Raw genomic sequence first — 19722 nt, 5'->3', positions numbered from 1 at the left:
TGGCCCGAGTCACACCCCGTAAGCGCTCAAAAGCGGCCAGATACGGTCAGAGGCGTCCAGACCCGAGCCCTGACGGCCCTCCGGACAGTAACGACCGCGTCGCCGGGCCTCTGCCGGATCCCCGAGGAACCCACAGAGGCCCGGCGACGCCACCGCGCCAACGGAGTGATGAGGTCGGGCCGCGAGGCGCATGAGCCGGCCGTACGGACGCAGACCCGGCCGTCAGTGCTCGCGGGGGGCAGGCACGACGCGCTCCACCTCCGGGTGGACGGTGAGCAGCTGGCGCATGGCGGCCTCGGCGCCGGGCCCGTCGCCCGCCCCGAGGGCGTCGACGATGCGCGAGTGGTGCACCAGGGAGGCCTCGGTGGGGCGGTCGCAGCCGGTAACCGGGCCGCCCGAGACCTGGAGCGCGGCCGAGACGATGCCCGACAGGTGCTCCAGCATGCGGTTGCTCGCGAGCTGGATGAGCAGCGAGTGGAACTCCGCGTCGGCGCGGGAGAACGTGATCCCGTCGCCCTGGCTCAGGGCGTGTCCCATGATCTCGACCATGTCGGCGAGCCGCTGCTGCACCTCCTCGCGGCCGTGGCCCGCGGCGAGCCGGGCGGCGAGGGGCTCGATCGTCCAGCGCAGCTCGCTGAGTTCTCGGCGCTGGTCGTCGCGCTGCGGCCCGAACGCGCGCCACTCGATGATGTCCGGATCGAGCAGGTTCCAGTCACTGACGGGCCGCACGCGCGTGCCGACATTGGGCCTGGCGCTGACCAGGCCCTTGGCTTCAAGTACACGCAGCGATTCCCGGACGACGGTGCGGGAGACCTCGAAACGCTGGCCGATCTCCTCGGGGACCAGCGGGCGATCGGCTCCCAGGTCGCCGGAGACGATCATCTGGCCGAGCTGCTGGACGAGTTGGCCGTGCAGCCCACGGCCGCGGCTGCCGGCGGTACGTCGTCCCACGCGGCCGAGGTCCTGGTCGGCGCTGTCCCACGAGGGAGCGACGACGCGGTCGGCACCCGGGGCCTCGGCGTAGGGGTAGCGGTCGAGTTCGCCCGGGCCGGCGAGGCCGGAGTCTGCGGAGCGGGCGGCGGTCATCATGGTGTGCGCAAGGGTACTCACGGAACCTTTGTCGGCGTGGCTCCCAAGTCCCTTGAGGTCTTTGGTGAAAAGCACACGAAAGGGTGATCGCTTACCCCACCGCAATTGACGCCTTATCGGAAAGAAATGGGCGTTCTCCGGGGAGTTGTGCGCAGCACGGGAACGGAAGCGAAGGACGGCCGCTATCGAGCCCTGCCGCGCATGCCCGTGAGCAGATACGCGCAGAGCAGAGCGGTCAGCGACAACATCAGCGCACTGCCAACAGGTTGGGCGACCATCCGGACTCCGCCGGCCAGATAACGCTCCACACCGAACGGCCACTGCACCAGCGCGAGGTCGCGCAGCCTCCCGGGGAGCCCCGCCGCCGATCGCACAGACGGTCCCTCCAAGGCCTTCTGTACGAGGGGTACGACGACGATCGGGACCGCGAGAACCGCGGCGAGGCCGGCGGTCGTGGACCGGAAGACTCCTCCGGCGAGCACCCCCGCCCAGGCGCAGCCCGCCACCAGCGCCACCCAACTCGCGCTCAGCGGAAGCCAGTCGGCGGGAACTTTCGCGACCTCTTCTCCGTATACCAGGTGCAGGAGCGCGGCATCGGAGACCAGGACGAGCAGGCTCAGCAGGAGCGCGGTGGCGGCCGCGACGATCAACTTCGCGCTGAGCAGCCCCAAGCGGCGGGGGACGGTGCCCCGGTCGGCGGCCAGGGCGGGGTGGCGGAATTCCTCTCCGAAGGCGAGAGCGCCGAGCAGTCCGGCGCCAAGCGCCGCGGGCGGCAAGGGGAGTTCCTGGGGCCAGGCGGCCAGCAGGTGGGGCTGCGGCGTGTGACCACTCCTGGCGAGGAAGACGCAGAGGACGGCGGAGACGGCGAGTACGACGCCCGTGGTGAGGTAGCCGGTACCGACACCGGCAGCACGGCGCAGCTCGTAGCGCAAGGGGCGGAGGGGGCTGCGGGCGGGGCGGACGGAGATGGGGGGCGGTAGGGGGGATGGCGGCAGGGGGGCGCCTTGGGTGGTGGTGACGAGCGGGTCCGTGGCGGCAGAACGGCCCGTGGTAGCGATCTGGTCCGCGGCGAGCGGGTCCGCAGTGGCGAGCGGGATGAGGTTCCCTGCTGACGCCACGGCCTCAGCCACGGCCTCAGCCTCAGCCTCGGCCGACGCCACGGCTCCGGCTCCGGCTCCGGCTCCGGCTCCGGCTCCGGCTCCGGCTCCGGCTCCGGCCAGCATGGCGGCTGACGCGGCCGACGTCTCTGCCGCCGGGGCGCCTCCTGCCGGGGTCCCTCCCGCATCGCCCGCAGCCGCTGCCTCGGAGGCCTGGATTCCGGAAGCAGACGCGGGCTCGGGAACGGGCACAGCAGCCTCAGCCGCGGGCCCCGCGTCCCCGATCTCGTCGGCGAGTTGATGGACGAGGATTCCGTGACGGAAAGCCGTCTCTCCGACGTCGGCACAATTGCTGCCGTACACCGAGAGCCGGTTGCCGTCCTCGCGCACCACCTCGATGGAGCGTTGCCCGGCACGGGCTTCCTTGGCCAGCAGCACGCCGAGCCGTGCCGCGTGCGGACTGCGCACCGCGACCCGGGGGCGCAGCCGGGTGCGGGCGAAGCCCCCCGCTTCCTGGTCGGCCACCAACCGGCCCGCTTCCAGCGTGACGACGCGGTCGGCGGTCCGCGCGGCTTCCTTGGGGTCGGCCGTGGAGAACAGGACGGTCCCGCCCTGGTCGGCATGCGTGCGCAGAATTCCGTGCAGCCAGCCGCCCTCCCGTGCCGAGAGCCCGTCGGCGGGCCCGTCGAGGACGAGGGTGTGCGGATCGGCGAGCAGCGCGCAGGCCAGGCCGAGACGGCGGTCCATGCCACGCGAGAGCGTGCCTAGCCGCTGGTCCCGAAGGCTGACGAGACCGACGACTTCGAGTACGTCGTCGGCGCGCTGGACGGGCACACCGGCGGCCGCGCACAGCATGCGCAGCTGACCGCGGACCGTGCGGCCGGGGTGCCCAGGGACCTCGCCCAGAAGGACGCCCACCTCGCGTGACGGGTGGGCGATGCGGTGCAGCGGACGCCCTCTGAAGTAGGTGACTCCTCGGCCCTGTTGGATTTCGAGCATGAGCCTCAGCGCCGTCGTCTTGCCGGCGCCCTGCGCGCCGAGCAGTGCCGTGACACGGCCTGTTCGCGCCTCGAAGGACACGTCGTCGACGGCGGGCGGCAGCTCCTGGCGGGGATTGCTTGTCAGTCCGATGGCCTGGATCATCGCTTCTCTCGCGGGATGTGCGACCGCTCGGCGGCCAGGGTTCGTCCGCCGGGTCGGGGACGGACGAACCCCGTGGGTACTTCAGCAAGATAACGCGATATTTCTGGCATTTCGGTCAGGTCGTGGGCCGCGGGTGTTCATCACGCGCCCAGACCGACAGATGACCAGCGAAGCGACCTCGCGCGAGCCTCAGACCTCGGGGCGCAGCATCGGCGGGTTGAGCAGCGTCGCGCCGCCCGCGCGGAAGAGCTGGGCGGGGCGGCCGCCCTGGCGGGTGGTGGTACCGCCGGTGGGGACGAGGAAGCCCGGCGTGCCGGTCACCTTGCGGTGGAAGTTGCGCGGGTCGAGCACGACGCCCCACACGGCCTCGTACACCCGTCGCAGCTCACCGACGGTGAACTCGGGCGGGCAGAAGGCCGTCGCCAGCGAGGAGTACTCGATCTTCGAACGGGCGCGCTCCACGCCGTCCGTCAGGATCTGCGCGTGGTCGAAGGCAAGCGGCGCCGCCTGCTCGCCCTCGCGGCCGTATCCACCCTGGTTGAGCAGTGCCTCTACCGGCGCCCAGCGCGCACTGTTCGCGTCGCCGCCGGCCCGCGGCGCGGGGAGGTCGGGGGCGAGTGCGAGATGGGCGACGCTGACGACCCGCATCCGCGGATCGCGCTTGGGATCGCCGTACGTGGCGAGCTGCTCCAGGTGCGCGCCGTTCGCCTGGGCCGGCGAGTCCGGCTCGTGGGCGCACAGCCCCGTCTCCTCGACCAGCTCCCGCGCGGCGGCGGCCGACAAGTCCTCGTCGTCACGCACGAATCCGCCGGGGAGTGCCCAACGCCCCTGGAACGGCGGCTCACCCCGGCGTACGGCAAGTGCGCAGAGCGCGTGGCGACGCACGGTCAGCACGACCAGATCGACGGTGACAGCGAAGGGCGGGAAGGCCGACGGGTCGTAGGGCGACATGCCGCGATCATAGTCGTCTTCCTGACGATAAACAGCTCCTCCAGCATCTGATCCCGCCGGGATTCACCGGGCCCCGCATCAGATTTAGGCCACACCCACCGCAGGTGAGCCACAGTGGTCACACCCCCAGCTGCAGTCCGTCGGCCGCCTCCTCGACCATGGCGAGGCCGAGCCTGCTGACGCGCACGGAGAACGGGGCTCCCGCGACCCGCAGCGCCGTCAGCCCCAGCTCCCCCAGAGGCGCGCTGCGGACGGGGCGCAGCGTCACCGTGCCCGACGGGGCGTCGGGCCGGATCCCGGCGAGCGCCGTGAGGAGCTGCACCCCGGCAGCCGCTGCTGTGGCCGCCGGGCGACAGGCGGCAGGGTGCGGCAACGGAGCGCCGCCCTCCGTGCGCTGCTCCCCCGCGTACATCTCAGGCAGCCGATGGCCGAACGTCTCCGCCGCCGCCATCACCCCCCGCAGCAGTGCGCTCGCCTCCTTCTCGTAGCCTGCGGCGGCCAGACCCGCGAAGGCCACCGCCGTCTCATGGACACGGACCGCCCCGCCACGATGTCCGAAAGGGTTGTACGCGGCTTCCTTGGCGCCAAGGCTCCGCAGCCCCCACCCCGAGTCCATGGCGGGCCCGCCCAGAAGCCGGGCGAGCTGCTCGGTCCGCACCTTGTCCAGCAGTCCTGGCGCCGGCACGCCCGACCCGAGCAGACCCGTGTCGAGGAGGTGCGCGGCTCCGCCGGTGAGGACGGGCACGGGGCGGGCGTCGGCCAGGCAGGCCGCGGCGGGCCGACCACCCGTCCGGTCGTCCACCCAGAAGTCCTCCCGGAACCTGCCCCGCAGCCGCTCCGCCCACTGCCGCAGGTCGGCACCGCCCGGACGGCCGTGCGCGTCGAGCAGGTCGGCGCCGAGCAGCGCGGCCCGGTGCGCATGGGCCTGGGTCTCGCAGCGCGCGGGCCCATTCGGATACGGGTCCGGCAGGCGCCCTGCGTCGCCCGCCGCGGCAAGCAGCCACCGCAGGCAACGCTCGGCCGCCGGCAGCAACTCCTCCGTCTCCTGCGCCGACAGCCCCCAACGCCATGCCTCCGCGAGCAGCACCGGGAAGAGCAGCGTCGCCTCGACCCCTGTGCACCCGGGCGGCAGGTGCGGTCCCGCGTTCCGCAAGGGCCCCGGGATCATGCCCACCCTCGGCCCCTTGCCCGTGAGTTGACGGCGGGCCAGCGTACGCAGCGTCCCCGCGGCGATCCGCGTGCCGAGCGGCAAGGCCATCCGGGCGGCCGCGAGCGCCTCGGCCGGAGCGAGACCGCAGCGCCATGGCGCCCCCGCGGCCAGGTGGACGTCGGTCGGGTGCTCGGGGTCCCGCAGCAGCAACGCCTGGAGATCCTCCACGGATCGGTCCAGCAGGGTTCGGGCCCTGGGGTCGTCGCCCGCGGCCCGCGCCGTGGCGAGGGAGCGTGACACCCCGTGCCCGACCGCCCTCACCGGGCCCGCGCCTTCCGGCCGCACCCGCAGCTCCAGGCTCCAGGTGCCGCCCGGCGGCAGCTCCACCTCCCAGCGCAACAGCCCCGCGGAGGCCAGCGCGTCCGCGGGGGCCGGGTGCGCGGTGACCACACAGGTGCCCGCGGGCGACGACCAGCGCATTCCGGAGTCGTGGACACTTGCGGGCAGTTCGGGACCGGTGTTGCCGGAGGCGACCGCTCCGAGTTCCGCCAGATCCGTGCCGAGCGACACCTCCACGGGCAGCCGCAGGTGCCGGCAGACGGCACTGCGCAGGATGATCCGCTCCGTACCGTCCGCGTACCGGATCCGCTCGACGACCACATCCGGGTCGGGGCCGCCGTCCGCGGAGGGGCGCAGCGTCGCCACGAATCGGGCCTGGTCGGCCGCGAGCATCCGTGCCTGCACTGAGATCGGCTCGCGCCCCGCCACTCGCAGCTGACAGCGGGCCAGCAGCCTGCGCCCCGCGCGGTAGAACCCTTCGAGTCCGCGGCCGGTCAACTGCCCCTGGTCCGTGGAGATCGCGAGGGCGGGCATGGCGACACAGATCAGCGTCGCGTGCGCGGGCGGCAACTGCGTGGGGCGACGCGGCGAGGGAGCCTGCGTGGGTCCGCCGGGAGGAGTCGGTGAACCCGGCGCAGGCTTCTGGGGACCCTCTCTGCCGGAGACAGGAGACGGGGCGGGCAGGGGCATGAGGTGGCCTCTTCTGCGCTGTCCGCGCTACGGGAAGTCGGAGGTCGTACGGCGGATCGACCCAGGCACAGGTACCGCCACTCAGGTGAACGGACCCGCCCTGCCCCAAGTCACGCCTACGGGAGGGGAAGCCACTCGCCCGGCCCCTGCCTTCCCCGTACGACACCCCGGACTGCACCCTTCGGGTCCCTGCCCCCGGGCGCGGAGCCCCCGGGTTCACGTGTCGTTCCTCGCCGCGCGCCGGAGGGTGCGACGGCGGTTCTGTGGCCCTGTGGTCGGCCTGTCGGTGGCCCGGGCATCAGTGCCGCTCTTCGAGCGTGCGGGGCGGCGGCGTCGTGGAGCAACACCCACCGGCGCACCTGCGGGGCCCGAAGGCTCCACGGACAGGGGAAGTTCGGTCTGAACTCCCTTCGTGCCACGGTCGGTTCGCTCCCTGCGCAGGCAGCGACGGATCGGCTCGGGGTCCAGATCTCCGGTGCAGGCATGGTGCAGGAGCTGCGCGAAGGTGTAACTCGGATCGGCACACAGCGCCATGTCCAGGGCTTCCTGTCCCTCGGTGGTGTCGCCGAGGGACCATGCGACCCAGCCCGCCAGCGACAGGGGCGCAGCGGCGTGCTCCCCGTAGGCGCCGACGCAGCGACGGGCCAGGGCCCTCCAGAGACGAAGCGCCGGTGCCGCGGCGTCGCCTTCCATCCACTCCGCAGCCCGATCGCGCGTCGTACGGTCCTGGAGACCGAGGATCAGTGCCGCGGCTTCGTCGTGCGCAAGGAGTTCGTCATCCTGGAGGTCGGCCTCCAGCCTGTCGCTGACCGACGGCGCGGCAACCATGCGCGCCATGATCCTTCGGGCCAGGTCAAGCGTGTCAGCGGAGACCTCGGCGTGCCCGTCCTCCTCCAGGATCCGGTGCACGATCGCCATGCCCGCCGCGTCGAGTGCGGCCTCCTGGCCCACCGCGGCGGCGGATTCCCACGGGGTGAGGCGCGCCCTCATCTCCCTGGGCGTGACGCCCACTTGGACGCCGGCGTAGGCCGTGGCCGCGGCCAGAACCGAAGTGCCGGGCCTCAGCAGTGGCACGCCCTCCGGTGGGCAGCACTGCTTGTTCGGACAGCAGTAGGTCCAGAAGCTGCCCGCCGAGATGCACACGACCTCGAACACGGGGACATCGAGGCTTCCGCAGGCGGTGCGGAGCACCTGCGCCAGCGGTCGCAGGCGCTCCATGACCTGCCGGCCGGATTCGGCGCCGACCGGTTCCGCGCACAGGAAGGCCACGATGCCGTCGGGCCTGGCGCCGCGCCGCTCGCAGCCGCCCACCAGGCACTGGGCGAGCTGCTCCGCGATGGGCGGCCAGTCCTCCTCGCGCCCGGGAATACCGAGACGCACCCGGCCGCCGAACCGCCCCCGCTCGCCGTGCAGGGCGATGAGGACGATGCTCTCCTCTGGCTTGAACCCGAGCAAGTACGGCAGGGCGTCCGCGAGTTCGGCCGGGGTGCGCAAGGTGACCAGCGTCTCGTCGATGGAACCAATGGGAGCGATGGGATCGATGGGATTGATCGGGTTGACGGGGTTGGTGGCGTGGGTGGGATCGGTGGAGTCAGTTGAGTCGATGGAGTTGGTCGAGTCGATCGGGTCGTTTTGTTCGCTGTGGTTCGCCATGCGCCGACTCTCCCGCGGATCACCAGATTCCGGTTTGCCCTGTGGATAACTAGGGTCAGGGGCACGCCAAGAGTTATCCACAGCTCGGCGGACTCGTTCGCCTAATGTCAGACCCATCGGGTTGCATGGGGGCATGAGCAACGAAGATCTGCGCACGGCGGCCGATGCCGTACTCGCCCGCCTCGTCGGCGGTCCCGCGCCCGCAAGCGGCAAGGTGCCACCGTCGGACGGGCCACGGCTGCGTGAGGACCAGTGGCGCGCGATCGAAGCGCTCGTCGCCGAAAAGCGCCGGGCGCTGGTCGTGCAGCGCACGGGCTGGGGAAAGTCCGCCGTGTACTTCGTCGCGACCGCACTGCTGCGGGAGCGGGGCAGCGGCCCCACCGTGATCGTCTCCCCGCTGCTCGCGCTCATGCGCAACCAGGTGGAGTCGGCTGCGCGAGCCGGGATCCGCGCCCGCACGATCAATTCCTCCAACACGGAGGAGTGGGAGACCATCCAGGCCGAGGTGGCCTCGGGCGACGTGGACGTCCTCCTCGTCAGTCCGGAGCGGTTGAACAACCCGGACTTCCGCGATCAGGTCCTGCCCAAGCTCGCCGCGGCGACCGGCCTGCTCGTGGTCGACGAGGCGCACTGCATCTCGGACTGGGGCCATGACTTCCGCCCCGACTACCGACGGCTGCGCACGATGCTCGCCGACCTGCCGCCGGGCGTCCCCGTCCTGGCCACCACAGCGACGGCCAACGCGCGCGTGACGGCCGACGTGGCCGAGCAGCTGGGCACCGGCGGCACTTCGGACGCGCTCGTACTGCGCGGGCCCCTGGACCGGGAGAGCCTGAGCCTGAGTGTGCTCCAACTTCCCAACGCCGCACACCGGCTGGCGTGGCTCGCCGACCATCTGGACGAGCTGCCTGGCTCAGGGATCATCTATACGCTCACCGTCGCAGCAGCCGAGGAGATCACCGCCTTCTTGCGGCAGTGCGGGCACACCGTCACCTCCTACACCGGGAAGACGGAGAACGCGGACCGTCAGCAGGCCGAGGAGGATCTGCTCGCCAACCGCGTGAAGGCCCTGGTCGCCACCTCCGCCCTGGGGATGGGCTTCGACAAGCCCGACCTCGGTTTCGTGGTGCATCTCGGCTCCCCCTCCTCCCCGATCGCGTACTACCAGCAGGTCGGCCGCGCGGGCCGCGGTGTGGACCACGCGGAGGTGCTGCTCCTGCCGGGCAAGGAGGACGAGGCGATCTGGAACTACTTCGCCTCGCTCGCCTTCCCGCCCGAGGAGCAGGTCCGGCGCACGCTGGACGTGCTGGCCCAAGCAGGCAGGCCGCTGTCGCTGCCGGCCCTGGAGCCGTTGGTCGAGCTGCGCCGGTCACGCCTCGAGACGATGCTCAAGGTCCTCGACGTGGACGGCGCGGTCCGGCGCGTCAAGGGCGGCTGGACCTCCACGGGAATGCCCTGGGCGTACGACGCCGAGCGCTATGCCTGGGTCGCCAAGCAGCGACAGACGGAGCAGCAGGCGATGCGTGACTACGCCACGACTCCCGGCTGCCGGATGGAGTTCCTGCGGCGGCAGCTGGACGACGAGGCGGCCGCGCCCTGCGGCCGCTGCGACAACTGCGCGGGAGCGCGCTTCACCGACGCCGTGTCCTCCGGGGCGCTCGACACCGCACGGGGCGAACTGGTCCGCGCGGGCGTGGATGTGGAACCCCGGAAGATGTGGCCGACCGGGCTCGCCGCGGTCGGCGTCGACCTCAAGGGACGTATCCCCGCCGGGGAACAGGCCTCCCAGGGCCGGGCTTTGGGAAGGCTCTCGGACATCGGGTGGGGCAACCGGCTCCGGCCGATGCTCGCCCCGCAGGCCCCTGATGGGCCGGTGCCCGACGACGTCGCGAAGGCCGTGGTCGGCGTCCTGGCCGACTGGGCGAAGGGCCCCGGCGGCTGGGCCTCGGGCAGCACCGACGCCCCGCCACGACCGGCCGGCGTCGTGACCATGTCCTCGCACACCAGGCCCCAGCTGATCCAGTCGCTGGGCGCGCGGATCGCCGAGATCGGCCGCCTGCCGCTCCTCGGCTCCATCGAGTACGCCGCCGGAGCCGATACGGCGCATGTGCCGAGGACCAACAGCGCCCAGCGCCTGCGCGCCCTCGACGGGACGCTGACCGTGCCTTCCGAACTCGCCACTGCGCTCCAGGAAGCGGGTGGTCCCGTGCTGCTCGTCGACGATCTGACGGACAGCGGCTGGACCCTGGCGGTGGCCGCGCGCATGCTCCGCCGAGCCGGAGCCAAGGGGGTGTTGCCGCTGGTCCTGGCCGTGCAAGGCTGACGCAAGCGTCGATGCGGGGCGCGGTGGGCAGGGATATAGCAGGCGCATCACCAGATACCGGCCGGCGGTCCCAATTGCTCGTTGCCGCAAGGCAGTCCGACGGGAAGAATTGGTATCGCTCCCCGCGCGGCTCCCCGTGGCCCGGTAGCACTGTGCCGCGGTGCGCTCCCCCAGTCCGACCCCGCCCTCTGGGCGCGTAGCCGAAGGGAGGACCGTGACCTTCGGATTCGCTCCGTCCGCTGCGGCATCGATGTCGGAGTCTTCGACGTCGGCTGAGATGTCCGCCGATTCCGCCAACCGACTGACCCGGATGCTCGAACCCGCGGAGTGGTCAGCCGCGGGAATTCCCCTGCTGCGCAATCCGCGTGAGGTCGTCAGCGGCCTGCACGCCCGCCACCGCCCGACGCCCGCGACAGCCGTCGTCGCCGTCCTCGATCCTGAGGAACGGCTCCGGGCGAGCGCTTCGTTCACCCGGCGGCCGAGCACGGCGGACGGCTGGGTCTTCCGTAACGCACTGCTCGCACAGCTGCGCCGGGTCATCCCGCACGACCTGCGGCGCCGCTCTCCGGTGCGCACCGCCGTCCTGCTCTACTGCCGTGACGGAGACGCGCGTTGGACACAGGAGGACGGGGCGTGGATGTGGGGGCTGCGGGACGCGTGCACGCTGCACGGGCTGCGGTGCGGCGCCTACATCACGCTCACGCGTGACGGCTGGCAGGTGCTCGGCGAGGGTCGTGGCGGCCGTCGGCCCAGCACCGGCTCGAACCCCGAGGCCTTCGCCGACACCGATCCGCCACCACCGCGCACCGGCGGCGCCGCGTCCGACGTACTGCGCCGAGCCGCGGCACGCTGAGGCGCCCGCCGCACCACCCGCCACGAGGCGGGCCACAGGCATGGACCGGAGCGCGTCCGCCGCCCGCGTCGCGCGATACACGACGCACACGGCTCGAAGCTCACCCGGCCATGCCACAGACACCGGCCGCTCCACGCCCGGCTCCGTCCACCCGCCCTCGAACATCAGGCAGTCGCAGCCGGAGCCCGGAGCGCGGATGCCGGACAGCGAACGTCAGACGCCCGCGCCCAGCATCGCGTTGATCCGCTGCGGGTCACCGCAGACGATCAGCAGAGCTCCGGCCCGGGTGAGCGCCGTCGGCAGTGCGCCGACCGCGGTCTCCTCGCTGCCGCCGTTGATGGCGACGACGACCACGGGGCGGGACACGGCACGGTCCAGGGCGGCGGCGTCGGCGTAGAAGACGTCGTCGCCCGCGTCGTGCTGAGCCCAGTAGGAGGTCTCGCCGAACGACAGCTCGTGCGTGGCCCACGGGTGCGGGTCGCCGGTGGTGATCACCAGCACCTCACCCGGAGCGCGGCCCGAGTCGAGCAGCAGGTCAACGGCTTCCTCGGCGGCGTCGAGCGCCCCCTCGACGGAAGCCGGGATCAGCTGGATCTGCGGAACCGAAGCACCGGCGTCCGTGGCGGATCCCCCGGGGGGACCAGCGGGAGCGGCGGAAGATCCGGAAGCAGCCGGGGCGGACGGCCCGGGCTTGGCGGCCGGCTCACGCGACGTGCGCTGCGCCGGCGGCGTCGGCCGGGCGGGGCCCGGTCGGCCAGGATGCGGCGCAGCCGCGGGACGCGGGCCGGGTACGGGGCGGGGGGTCGGCGTGATGCGGCCACTGGCCGGGGTCACGCGGGGACCCTGGGCACTCTCGTGAATCTGAGGCTCCTCGGGACTGAGAGGCATGCGTTGTTGTCTATCAAACGCCGGTGCGCGTGGCATCGGCGGGTGGCACATGAGTGCGAGTGGAACTGCCGGAAGTGTCAGAAATCGAAGCCGAGCTGGCCCTCGATTTCCGGAACGCTTCCATCCGCCCAGCTGCGGGCCTTCTTGAGGTGCCGCCACTGGGGCAGCGCATCAAGATACGCCCACGACATCCGGTGGTACGGGGTGGGCCCCCGCTCCGCCAGCGCGGCCTTGTGCACCGGCGACGGATAGCCGGCGTTGGCCGCAAAACCGAAGTCTGCATGTTCGATACCCAGTTCGGCCATCATTTTGTCGCGCCGAACCTTGGCGATCACCGACGCCGCGGCGACGGCCACACAGGATTGGTCGCCCTTGATCACCGTACGAACCTGCCAGGGAGTCCCGAGATAGTCGTGCTTCCCATCGAGGATCACCGCTTCCGGACGCACCGGGAGTGCCTCCAGAGCGCGCCCGGCGGCGAGCCGCAGCGCGGCGGTCATCCCCATGTCGTCGATCTCCTCGGGCGAGGAGTGCCCCAGGGCATAGGCCGTGACCCAGCTCTCCAGCTCCACGGCGAGCGTGGTGCGCCGCTTGGGAGTGATCAGCTTGGAATCGGTGAGCCCTTCGGGCGGCCTGCGCAGTCCCGTGATCGCCGCACATACGGTGACCGGTCCCGCCCACGCTCCGCGCCCGACTTCGTCGACTCCGGCAACGATCTTCGCTCCGGTGGTAGCGCGAAGGGAGCGCTCGACAGTGTGGGTGGGTGGTTCGTACGGCATGGCGCCATCAGCCTACGCCGCCGCATACCGCCCGCGACACCCAGGCCCGCCCATGCCTACCGACGAAGCAGCGGAACCATGACCTGGTCGATCAGCTCGGCGAACTCCTCGTCCCCCCATTCGCTCCCGCACACCTTGGAGCGGTACATCATCATCGCCGGAATGACATCGCATACGTAGGAGTTCGTGGCCTCCGCGCGCACCTCACCACGCTCGACTCCGCGGCGTACGACCTCTTTGATCAGCTCCACGCTCGGCCCGATGACCCCGTCGAAGATCACTCCATGGAATCGCTCGGCCGACACCGTGTCGCACTCGTGAAGCACCGAGCGGAGAGCGAATCCGGGCCGCGAGAACATCGCCTCACGCATCTGCCTGCACAGCTGGAGGAGATCTTCCCTGACCCCTCCGCAGTCCGGTGCGGAGACGAGTTTCGGAAGACCGGCCTGCAACGCGTCCACGACGAGGTCCTCTTTGGAGGGCCAGCGGCGATAGACGGCGGCCTTGCCGGTCTGGGCGCCCGCGGCCACGCCTTCCATCGTCAGGCCGTTCCAGCCGACGGTGCTGAGCTGCTCGAGCGTGGCCTCGAGGATCGCCCGTTCCAGCACGGGGCCCCGGCGGCGCAGGGAGGCCGTTTGAGCGGCTGCGGCGCTCCAGCGCGAAGTAACCATCGATATCTCTCCGTTGGAGTACGTGGAGGTTGGACTACTTGAAGTACGAGGCAGTGTCAGTGAACGGTTGCGTTCACTGATGGGGAGTCACTACCGTAGACGGAACAGTGAACGGGGGCGTTCACTAACGCACTTGTGGGGGACCCATAGTGACAACCTCTCAGTTAGCCAAAGATCAAGATCCAGGCGCCGCCCGCCGAGAGGGCCGACCCGGTATCGCCTTGACCGTCATCGCGGCCTGCCAACTCATGGTGGTCCTAGACGCGACGATTGTGAACATCGCGCTCCCGCACATTCAGGACGCGCTCAAATTCTCCACCACAGACCTCACTTGGGTCGTCAGCGCGTACACACTCACCTTCGGTGGCCTGCTACTTCTCGGCGGCCGGGCCGGTGACATCCTCGGCCGCCGCCGGGTCTTCATGACCGGCATCCTGGTCTTCACCCTCGCTTCACTCCTGGGTGGCTTCGCTCAGGAACCCTGGCAGTTGCTGGCCGCGCGCGCCCTGCAAGGCGTAGGTGGCGCGATCGCGTCGCCCACCTCCCTGGCCCTCATCACCACGACGTTTCCCGAAGGCCCCGAGCGCAACCGCGCGTTCGGCGTGTTCGCGGCCGTCTCCGCAGGCGGCGGCGCCATCGGACTGCTGGCCGGCGGCATGCTCACGGAGTGGCTCGACTGGCGCTGGGTGCTGTTCGTGAACGTACCCATCGGCATCCTGATCGCCTTCCTCACCCCGCTCTACATCAGCGAGTCCAAGCGCCATCCGGGCCGTTTCGACATCGCGGGCGCCCTCACGTCGACCCTCGGCATGGCCTCCCTGGTCTACGGCTTCATCCGGGCGTCCGAGGACGGCTGGCGCGACAACCTCACCCTGGGGTCGTTCGGCGCGGCGATCGTGCTGCTCCTTGCCTTCGCCCTGATCGAGAGCCGGGCGAAGGAACCGATCACTCCGCTGAAGATGTTCGCCGACCGCAACCGCTCGGGCTCGTACGTGATCATGCTGAGCCTGGCCGCGGCGATGTTCGGGATGTTCTTCTTCATCGTGCTCTTCGTCCAGAACGTACTGAGCTACACACCGATCGAGGCAGGCCTCGCCTTCCTGCCGGTTACGGTCGCGATCGTGGCGGGCGCGGGCATCTCCCAACGGCTGCTTCCGGTCCTCGGCCCCAAGCCGTTCATGGTGACCGGCTCGGCCATCGTCGCCCTCGGACTCGGCTGGCAGACCTTGATCAGCCCGGACAGTTCGTACGTGGGCGGAGTGCTCGGCCCGATGCTGCTGTTCGGCTTCGGCATGGGTCTGAACTTCGTGACCCTGACACTGACAGCCGTCTCCGGAGTGGCCCAACACGAGGCGGGCGCGGCATCAGGGCTGCTCAACGCGACGCAGCAGGTGGGCGGTTCACTCGGTCTGTCCATCCTGACCACGGTGTTCGGCACGGCGAGCCGTGACGAGGGCAAGGAACAGATGGCGGACTTCATGGCGAACGCTTCGCCGGAACAGAAGGCCGTCTTCGCCAAGACCGGCGAGCTGCCCGCGCCCTGGGGACACGAAGTGCTGTCCCAGGGCATCTCGACGGCCTTCATACCGGCCGTCGCCATGGCCGTGCTCGCCCTGGTCACCGCCCTGGTGCTCGTCCGGGTGCGCAAGAGCGACATGGACGCGTTGGCCGGCACGGCGAGCGCGGCGGGCCCGGCGGGCGGCTGACGGGGGCGTACGTGCGTGCGTGCTGGGTCGTCCACCGTGGCGTGCCTACCGGGTCGGCCACGACGGCGAGGGGCGGCCCGGTGCTCGCCACCGCCCCCTCCGCCGCCATGGCCGGCCACTAGCGACTCAGCGGTACGAGGTCTCATCGCCGGTGCGTGCGCAGCCCGCCGAGGGTGTCGTGGGCGGCCGGTCCTCGATGATCTCCCTGGCCCGCGCCTCCCCGAGGCTGGTGGCGTGCCAAGGGCCAGGCTCGGACCCGAGGCCCTTCGCGATGCCCTCAAGGGCGCAGGATCGCAATGGCTCCGGCAGTCCGTCGATGGCCGGGGCGGCATCGGCGGACAGCCCGCGCGCGTACTCCAGGTCGAACTTCCCAGTGTCTTCGTAGCGCTGGACATTGCGCTCGGCGATGAGGCCGTCGGGCGAGAGGAGTCCGAAGGCCAGCACACCGGCCGCGGCACTCGCGGCGACGGCGCGCGGCAGCCAGCGGGCTCCCCACACCCCGGCCGCCATGATCAGCACGATGACCACGCCGAGCCAGAGCTCCACGGCCACGACGGAGATACGCAGTCTGGTCAGGCCGTATGCCTCGACGTACATGTCCATGCGCCGCACCGCCGACGCGACGACGACGAGTGTGAGGGCGCAGAGCGTGCCGAGCACGGCCCGCACCAGACCTCGGTCGCGTGCGCCGGCCCGCGGCGCCCAGCGCAGGGCGAGGACGATGACGACCAGGGTGAGCAGCGTGGCGAGGAGCAGCTGCCAGAAGCCCTGGCGCGCATACGCGGAGTACGAGAGGTCGGTCTTCTCAAGGACCGCGTCGTACCCGCCGAAGAGCACGGCCAGCTGCACCGCGTTGAACGCCGCGAACAGCAGGTTCAGGACGATCAAAGGCAGCGCCCACTCGACGCGGCCCCGCTCCCGGCCGGGGCCTACGACGAGCCGGTCCCAGCGCAGGGGCGCGGCAGCGGTGTGCGCCGCGGCGAGCGCTCCAACGACGCCGACCGCGAAGAGCAGCAGACGCCACGGCCCGTCGGCAACGGAGGCATCGGGCATCAGATCGCCCAGGAGCCCCGCGAAGGCGGCATCGGCCCCGGCGAACAGCGCACCGAAGACCAGTAGCAGCACGGCGGTCACCGCGACCGCCCGCAGCACGGGACCGCTCCGGGACCCGCTCGCCCGGCTCCGCACCCCGCGCCAGCCCCAGCCAAGGCCGGAGAGCACCGCTTCGAAGAGACCGACCGGCCCGAGCAGCACGCCGGGCCAGGTACGGCAGCCGTGCAGCGCGAGCGACCCCAGAGCGATGGCGGAGACGATGGCAAGGAACGAAGGCCAGCCCGCGTCCCGCAGCGCGGGCACCGCAAGCAGCGCGAGCCCACCAGCCGCCCAGGTCAGCGTCCATGGGCGCGGCCTGCGACCGGCCTGCTCGGCGGCGAAGTACGCGGCGAGCGCGGCCGGCAAGGCGACGATCAGCAGGTTGATCGCGAGCCCGTCGCCGAGCAGCAGCATGCTCAGCAGGCCGGTCGCGAGCACCGCGCCGAGCGTGCCCGTCCGGACCGGGGCGGGCGGATCGGCCCGCAGGTCGGCCAGCAACGGCTCGTGCTTGTACCCGCCCCCCGGGTACGCCCAGTCGGGATGAGGCCCTGAGCCGCCGTCCGCTCGCGGCTCCCTCAGCGGTGCTCCTGCTGAATCTCTTACTGAACCTTTTACTGAACCTGCTGGTGAATGTTCCACATCTGATGGCTCAGGATCTGATGGCTCAGGCGTGGACGCTGTTTCGGACACGGGACCCCCTCCCGGCCGGTCCGCACATGCAGCATCCGCACGTGCAGCATCCGCATGTGCACATGTGCAGCAGACGGCACGCACGCGTGGCGGGGCCGCCGGGCGACCGGCATCTCGTTGAGGACACGCAAGCCATGATCAACTCGCGGCCTGCCGGCAAGAGTAGCCGCGAGACCGGCGCCGGCCCCCGCATCGGCCGTGCTGTGGCATGACCGTGACAGTCACGCCGGAATCCCTAGGTCTGAACCCCTAGGTCGGAATCCCTAAGTCAGCCCGTAGTGACCGGCACCCAGCCGGGCAACTCCTCGGTCCGCTCCAGCCACTCCCCCGAAGGTTCCCCGCCCTCGCCGGAAGCGACCACTCCGCCCACGATGGCGCAGGTCGTGTCCATGTCGCCGCCCACCTGGGCGGTCGACCAGATGGCCCGCTCATAGGCGCCGAGGCCACGGGCGGCCGACCACAGGGCGAACGGCACCGTGTCATGAGCCGTCGTGCGGCGGCCACAGCCGAGGACCGCGGCGACAGTGGCCGCGTCTCCGTAGTCGAGCATGTCCCGAGCGCGACGGAGCCCCGCCCCCACGGCGCTGCGGGGCACGAGGTCGATGACACCGTCCAACAGCGCCTTCGGAGCGGGCGGCCCAGCGGAGTCGGCGGCCAGTGCCGCCGCGGCGGCCACCGCCATGGCTCCCACGACCGCCTCACGGTGCTGGTGCGTGGGGTACGCGGAGATCTCCGCCTGGTGCGTCGCCTGCTCGGGATCGTCCGCGTACCAGGCGCCGAGCGGGGCGATCCGCATGGCAGCTCCGTTGCCCCAGGAGCCCTGCCCCTTGAACAGCGCGGAGGCCAGCTCCCGCCAGTCCCCGCCTTCCCGGACCTGCCTGAGCAGACGGTTCACGGCGGGGCCGTAGCCGCGGTCGAAGTCATGGTGCTCGGCGAAGGAGAGGGCGAGCGCGTCCTGGTCGATCCGGTCGTGGCGGACCAGGACCGTGAGCACGGAGCAGGCCATCTCGGTGTCGTCGGTCCACTGCCAGGGGCCTGGGGGCGCTTCCCGGCGCTTCAGCAGCGGGTAGTTCGCGGGCACGAAGAACTGAGAGCCCAGCGCGTCCCCCACCGCCAGTCCACGCAGGCTGGCCAGAGCGCGGGCCAGGCGCCGGTCGGGAGAGGAGTCAGCGGTCATCGCTCTGCCACTCTATCCGGTGACGCCGCTCTATCCAGTGACGCCGTACGGTTCGGGTTCGCGCCAGCGTTCGAACGGCCGGTCCAGTGTGTACTTGCCGTCCTCGCCGAGCACCAGCGTCCGCATCTCGCCGTTCCCGGGGTTCGACAGCGACTCGAACTCCGCCACCGACCAGTGGAACCAGCGCATGCAGAACAGCCGCATGGTCAGGCCGTGGGTGACGAGGAGAACGTTCGGCGGATGGTCCGGAGCCTCGAAGCTCCGGTAGAGGCTCTCCAGGAACGCGCCCACCCTGTCGTACACGTCGGCCCCCGACTCACCCTGGGCGAAGCGGTAGAAGAAGTGCCCGTACGCGTCGCGGTACGCCTTCTGCAGTCTGACGTCGTCCCTGTCCTGCCAGTTCCCCCAGTCCTGCTCCCGCAACCGCGGCTCCTCGCGGATCCGCACGAGGTCGGGGTCGAGCCGCAGGGCCCGGAAGGTCTCATGGGTGCGGCGGTAGGGCGAGACGTACACACTCACCCGCTCCTGGCCGATGGCCTCCCGTAGCTGCTCGCCCGTCTCGTCCGCCTGGCGCCACCCCTTCTCGGTGAGCGCCAGCGCGTGGTCGGGTTCGCGTTCGTACACGGTGTCGTCGGCGTTTCCGGCCGACTCGCCGTGCCGGACAAGGAAGATGCGCTGCGGACGTGCCATATGGAAACCCTAGATCGGGCCCTCCCCGGTGGCTCAACCGGTCGGCCGTCCGGGCTCCATCCGGCGTATGCGGCCGCAGCCCGCGACCCCCGTCGCGCCCTCACGCGCGGCAGGTCGCCGCGCGCGACGTCACACCGTCCACGACGGCTCGAGTTCCACGATGTCACCGGCCAGCGCCGCGACATCGGCCTCCGTCTGGGCCCGCAGCGAGAGGCGCTCCACCCGTTCCCTGCGGTACTTGCCGTGCTCAGCGGCCGACAGCCACATCGAAAGGACGAGGAACTCGTGCCCGGGCGCCTCGCCGAAGAGCCCGCGCACCATCCCCGGAGAGCCCGCCATCGCCGGGTTCCAGACCTTCTCCTGCATGAGCGCGAAGTGCTCCACCCTCGCCTCATGGACCCGGCAGTGCGCCACCCGCACCACGTCGGCGTCCGCGAAGCGCGGCTCGAAGCCCGTCTTCACGTCGAAACGGTGGTCGAAGAGCTTGCTCTGGATGTCCTTGAAGGTGCCTGACTGCGCGGCGGCGAGCCGGTCGTGGGAGCGTGCCATGAAGGAGTCGTAGAAGGCCCGGCTCTCCCAGAAGCCGAAGACGTGCGCCACGCCAGGCCGCTCCCGACTCCACCCCCCGCCCTGTCCCCGGAACCCCGGCTCCCCCAGAAGCCCCGCCCACTTCCGCTGTCCCCGCTCGAACCCCCGTCGGTCCACCACGGTGCAGCGAATCCACTTGACCAGCACCGCGCC

Annotated in this window: 15 protein-coding genes; 3 read left to right on the top strand and 12 right to left on the bottom strand. The window is 71.3% G+C overall.

The window, feature by feature from the left end; translation table 11 throughout:
• Positions 1–222: 222 nt before the first annotated feature.
• From ACWGI2_RS00385 to ACWGI2_RS00365, 5 genes are all read right to left on the bottom strand, one after another.
• Positions 223–1110 (bottom strand): FadR/GntR family transcriptional regulator, encoded by an 888-nt coding sequence (locus ACWGI2_RS00385; protein WP_344526612.1) that lies wholly within the window; start codon positions 1108–1110, stop codon positions 223–225.
• 161 nt (positions 1111–1271) lie between these two features.
• The gene (locus ACWGI2_RS00380) at positions 1272–3329 is read right to left on the bottom strand and encodes an ABC transporter ATP-binding protein (protein WP_453692723.1); all 2058 of its coding nucleotides are present in this window, start codon (positions 3327–3329) and stop codon (positions 1272–1274) included.
• 189 nt (positions 3330–3518) lie between these two features.
• Entirely contained in the window at positions 3519–4280 is a 762-nt protein-coding gene (locus ACWGI2_RS00375) for an NUDIX hydrolase (protein WP_453692721.1), read from the bottom strand.
• Positions 4281–4398: 118 nt separating this feature from the next.
• Entirely contained in the window at positions 4399–6303 is a 1905-nt protein-coding gene (locus ACWGI2_RS00370; protein WP_453692719.1) for a glycogen debranching N-terminal domain-containing protein, read from the bottom strand.
• A 372-nt stretch (positions 6304–6675) separates the two neighbouring features.
• Positions 6676–8112: a DUF4192 domain-containing protein gene (locus ACWGI2_RS00365; RefSeq protein ID WP_453692717.1), complete on the bottom strand. Its 1437-nt coding sequence runs from the start codon at positions 8110–8112 to the stop codon at positions 6676–6678.
• 133 nt (positions 8113–8245) lie between these two features.
• Here ACWGI2_RS00365 and ACWGI2_RS00360 point away from each other — a divergent pair, with 133 nt between their 5' ends.
• Positions 8246–10435, top strand: a complete 2190-nt coding sequence (locus tag ACWGI2_RS00360) for a RecQ family ATP-dependent DNA helicase (protein WP_453692715.1) — start codon at positions 8246–8248, stop codon at positions 10433–10435.
• 214 nt (positions 10436–10649) lie between these two features.
• On the top strand, positions 10650–11288 hold the full coding sequence (locus ACWGI2_RS00355) for a hypothetical protein (protein WP_453692713.1): 639 nt from the start codon (positions 10650–10652) through the stop codon (positions 11286–11288).
• A 213-nt stretch (positions 11289–11501) separates the two neighbouring features.
• On the opposite strand, the gene ACWGI2_RS00350 is transcribed toward ACWGI2_RS00355, so the two are convergent.
• The 3 genes from ACWGI2_RS00350 to ACWGI2_RS00340 all read right to left on the bottom strand — a co-directional run bounded on the left by ACWGI2_RS00350 (position 11502) and on the right by ACWGI2_RS00340 (position 13626).
• Positions 11502–12176, bottom strand: coding sequence for a hypothetical protein (locus ACWGI2_RS00350; RefSeq protein ID WP_453692711.1), 675 nt, complete (start codon positions 12174–12176; stop codon positions 11502–11504).
• A 77-nt stretch (positions 12177–12253) separates the two neighbouring features.
• Positions 12254–12955: a ribonuclease HII gene (locus ACWGI2_RS00345; protein WP_453692709.1), complete on the bottom strand. Its 702-nt coding sequence runs from the start codon at positions 12953–12955 to the stop codon at positions 12254–12256.
• Positions 12956–13011: 56 nt separating this feature from the next.
• Entirely contained in the window at positions 13012–13626 is a 615-nt protein-coding gene (locus ACWGI2_RS00340; RefSeq protein WP_453692707.1) for a TetR/AcrR family transcriptional regulator, read from the bottom strand.
• Between the two features lie 149 nt (positions 13627–13775).
• Here ACWGI2_RS00340 and ACWGI2_RS00335 point away from each other — a divergent pair, with 149 nt between their 5' ends.
• Entirely contained in the window at positions 13776–15332 is a 1557-nt protein-coding gene (locus tag ACWGI2_RS00335; protein ID WP_453393864.1) for an MFS transporter, read from the top strand.
• A gap of 126 nt (positions 15333–15458) precedes the next feature.
• Here ACWGI2_RS00335 and ACWGI2_RS00330 read toward each other — a convergent pair whose 3' ends face one another.
• The 4 genes from ACWGI2_RS00330 to ACWGI2_RS00315 form a co-directional block, all read right to left on the bottom strand.
• Positions 15459–16922, bottom strand: a complete 1464-nt coding sequence (locus ACWGI2_RS00330; RefSeq protein ID WP_453692705.1) for a DUF4153 domain-containing protein — start codon at positions 16920–16922, stop codon at positions 15459–15461.
• Between the two features lie 460 nt (positions 16923–17382).
• A complete protein-coding gene (locus tag ACWGI2_RS00325; protein ID WP_453393861.1) occupies positions 17383–18291 on the bottom strand; it encodes an ADP-ribosylglycohydrolase family protein in 909 nt (302 codons plus the stop codon).
• Positions 18292–18321: 30 nt separating this feature from the next.
• Positions 18322–18981, bottom strand: coding sequence for a histidine phosphatase family protein (locus ACWGI2_RS00320; protein WP_453692703.1), 660 nt, complete (start codon positions 18979–18981; stop codon positions 18322–18324).
• A gap of 129 nt (positions 18982–19110) precedes the next feature.
• Positions 19111–19716 (bottom strand): YdbC family protein, encoded by a 606-nt coding sequence (locus ACWGI2_RS00315; RefSeq protein WP_453393859.1) that lies wholly within the window; start codon positions 19714–19716, stop codon positions 19111–19113.
• Between the last annotated feature and the right edge of the window lie 6 nt (positions 19717–19722).

This window comes from Streptomyces sp. NPDC054866 (assembly GCF_053610745.1).
The sequence above is the reverse complement of the archived record's forward strand: the minus strand, read 5'-3'. Positions and strand labels throughout refer to the sequence as shown.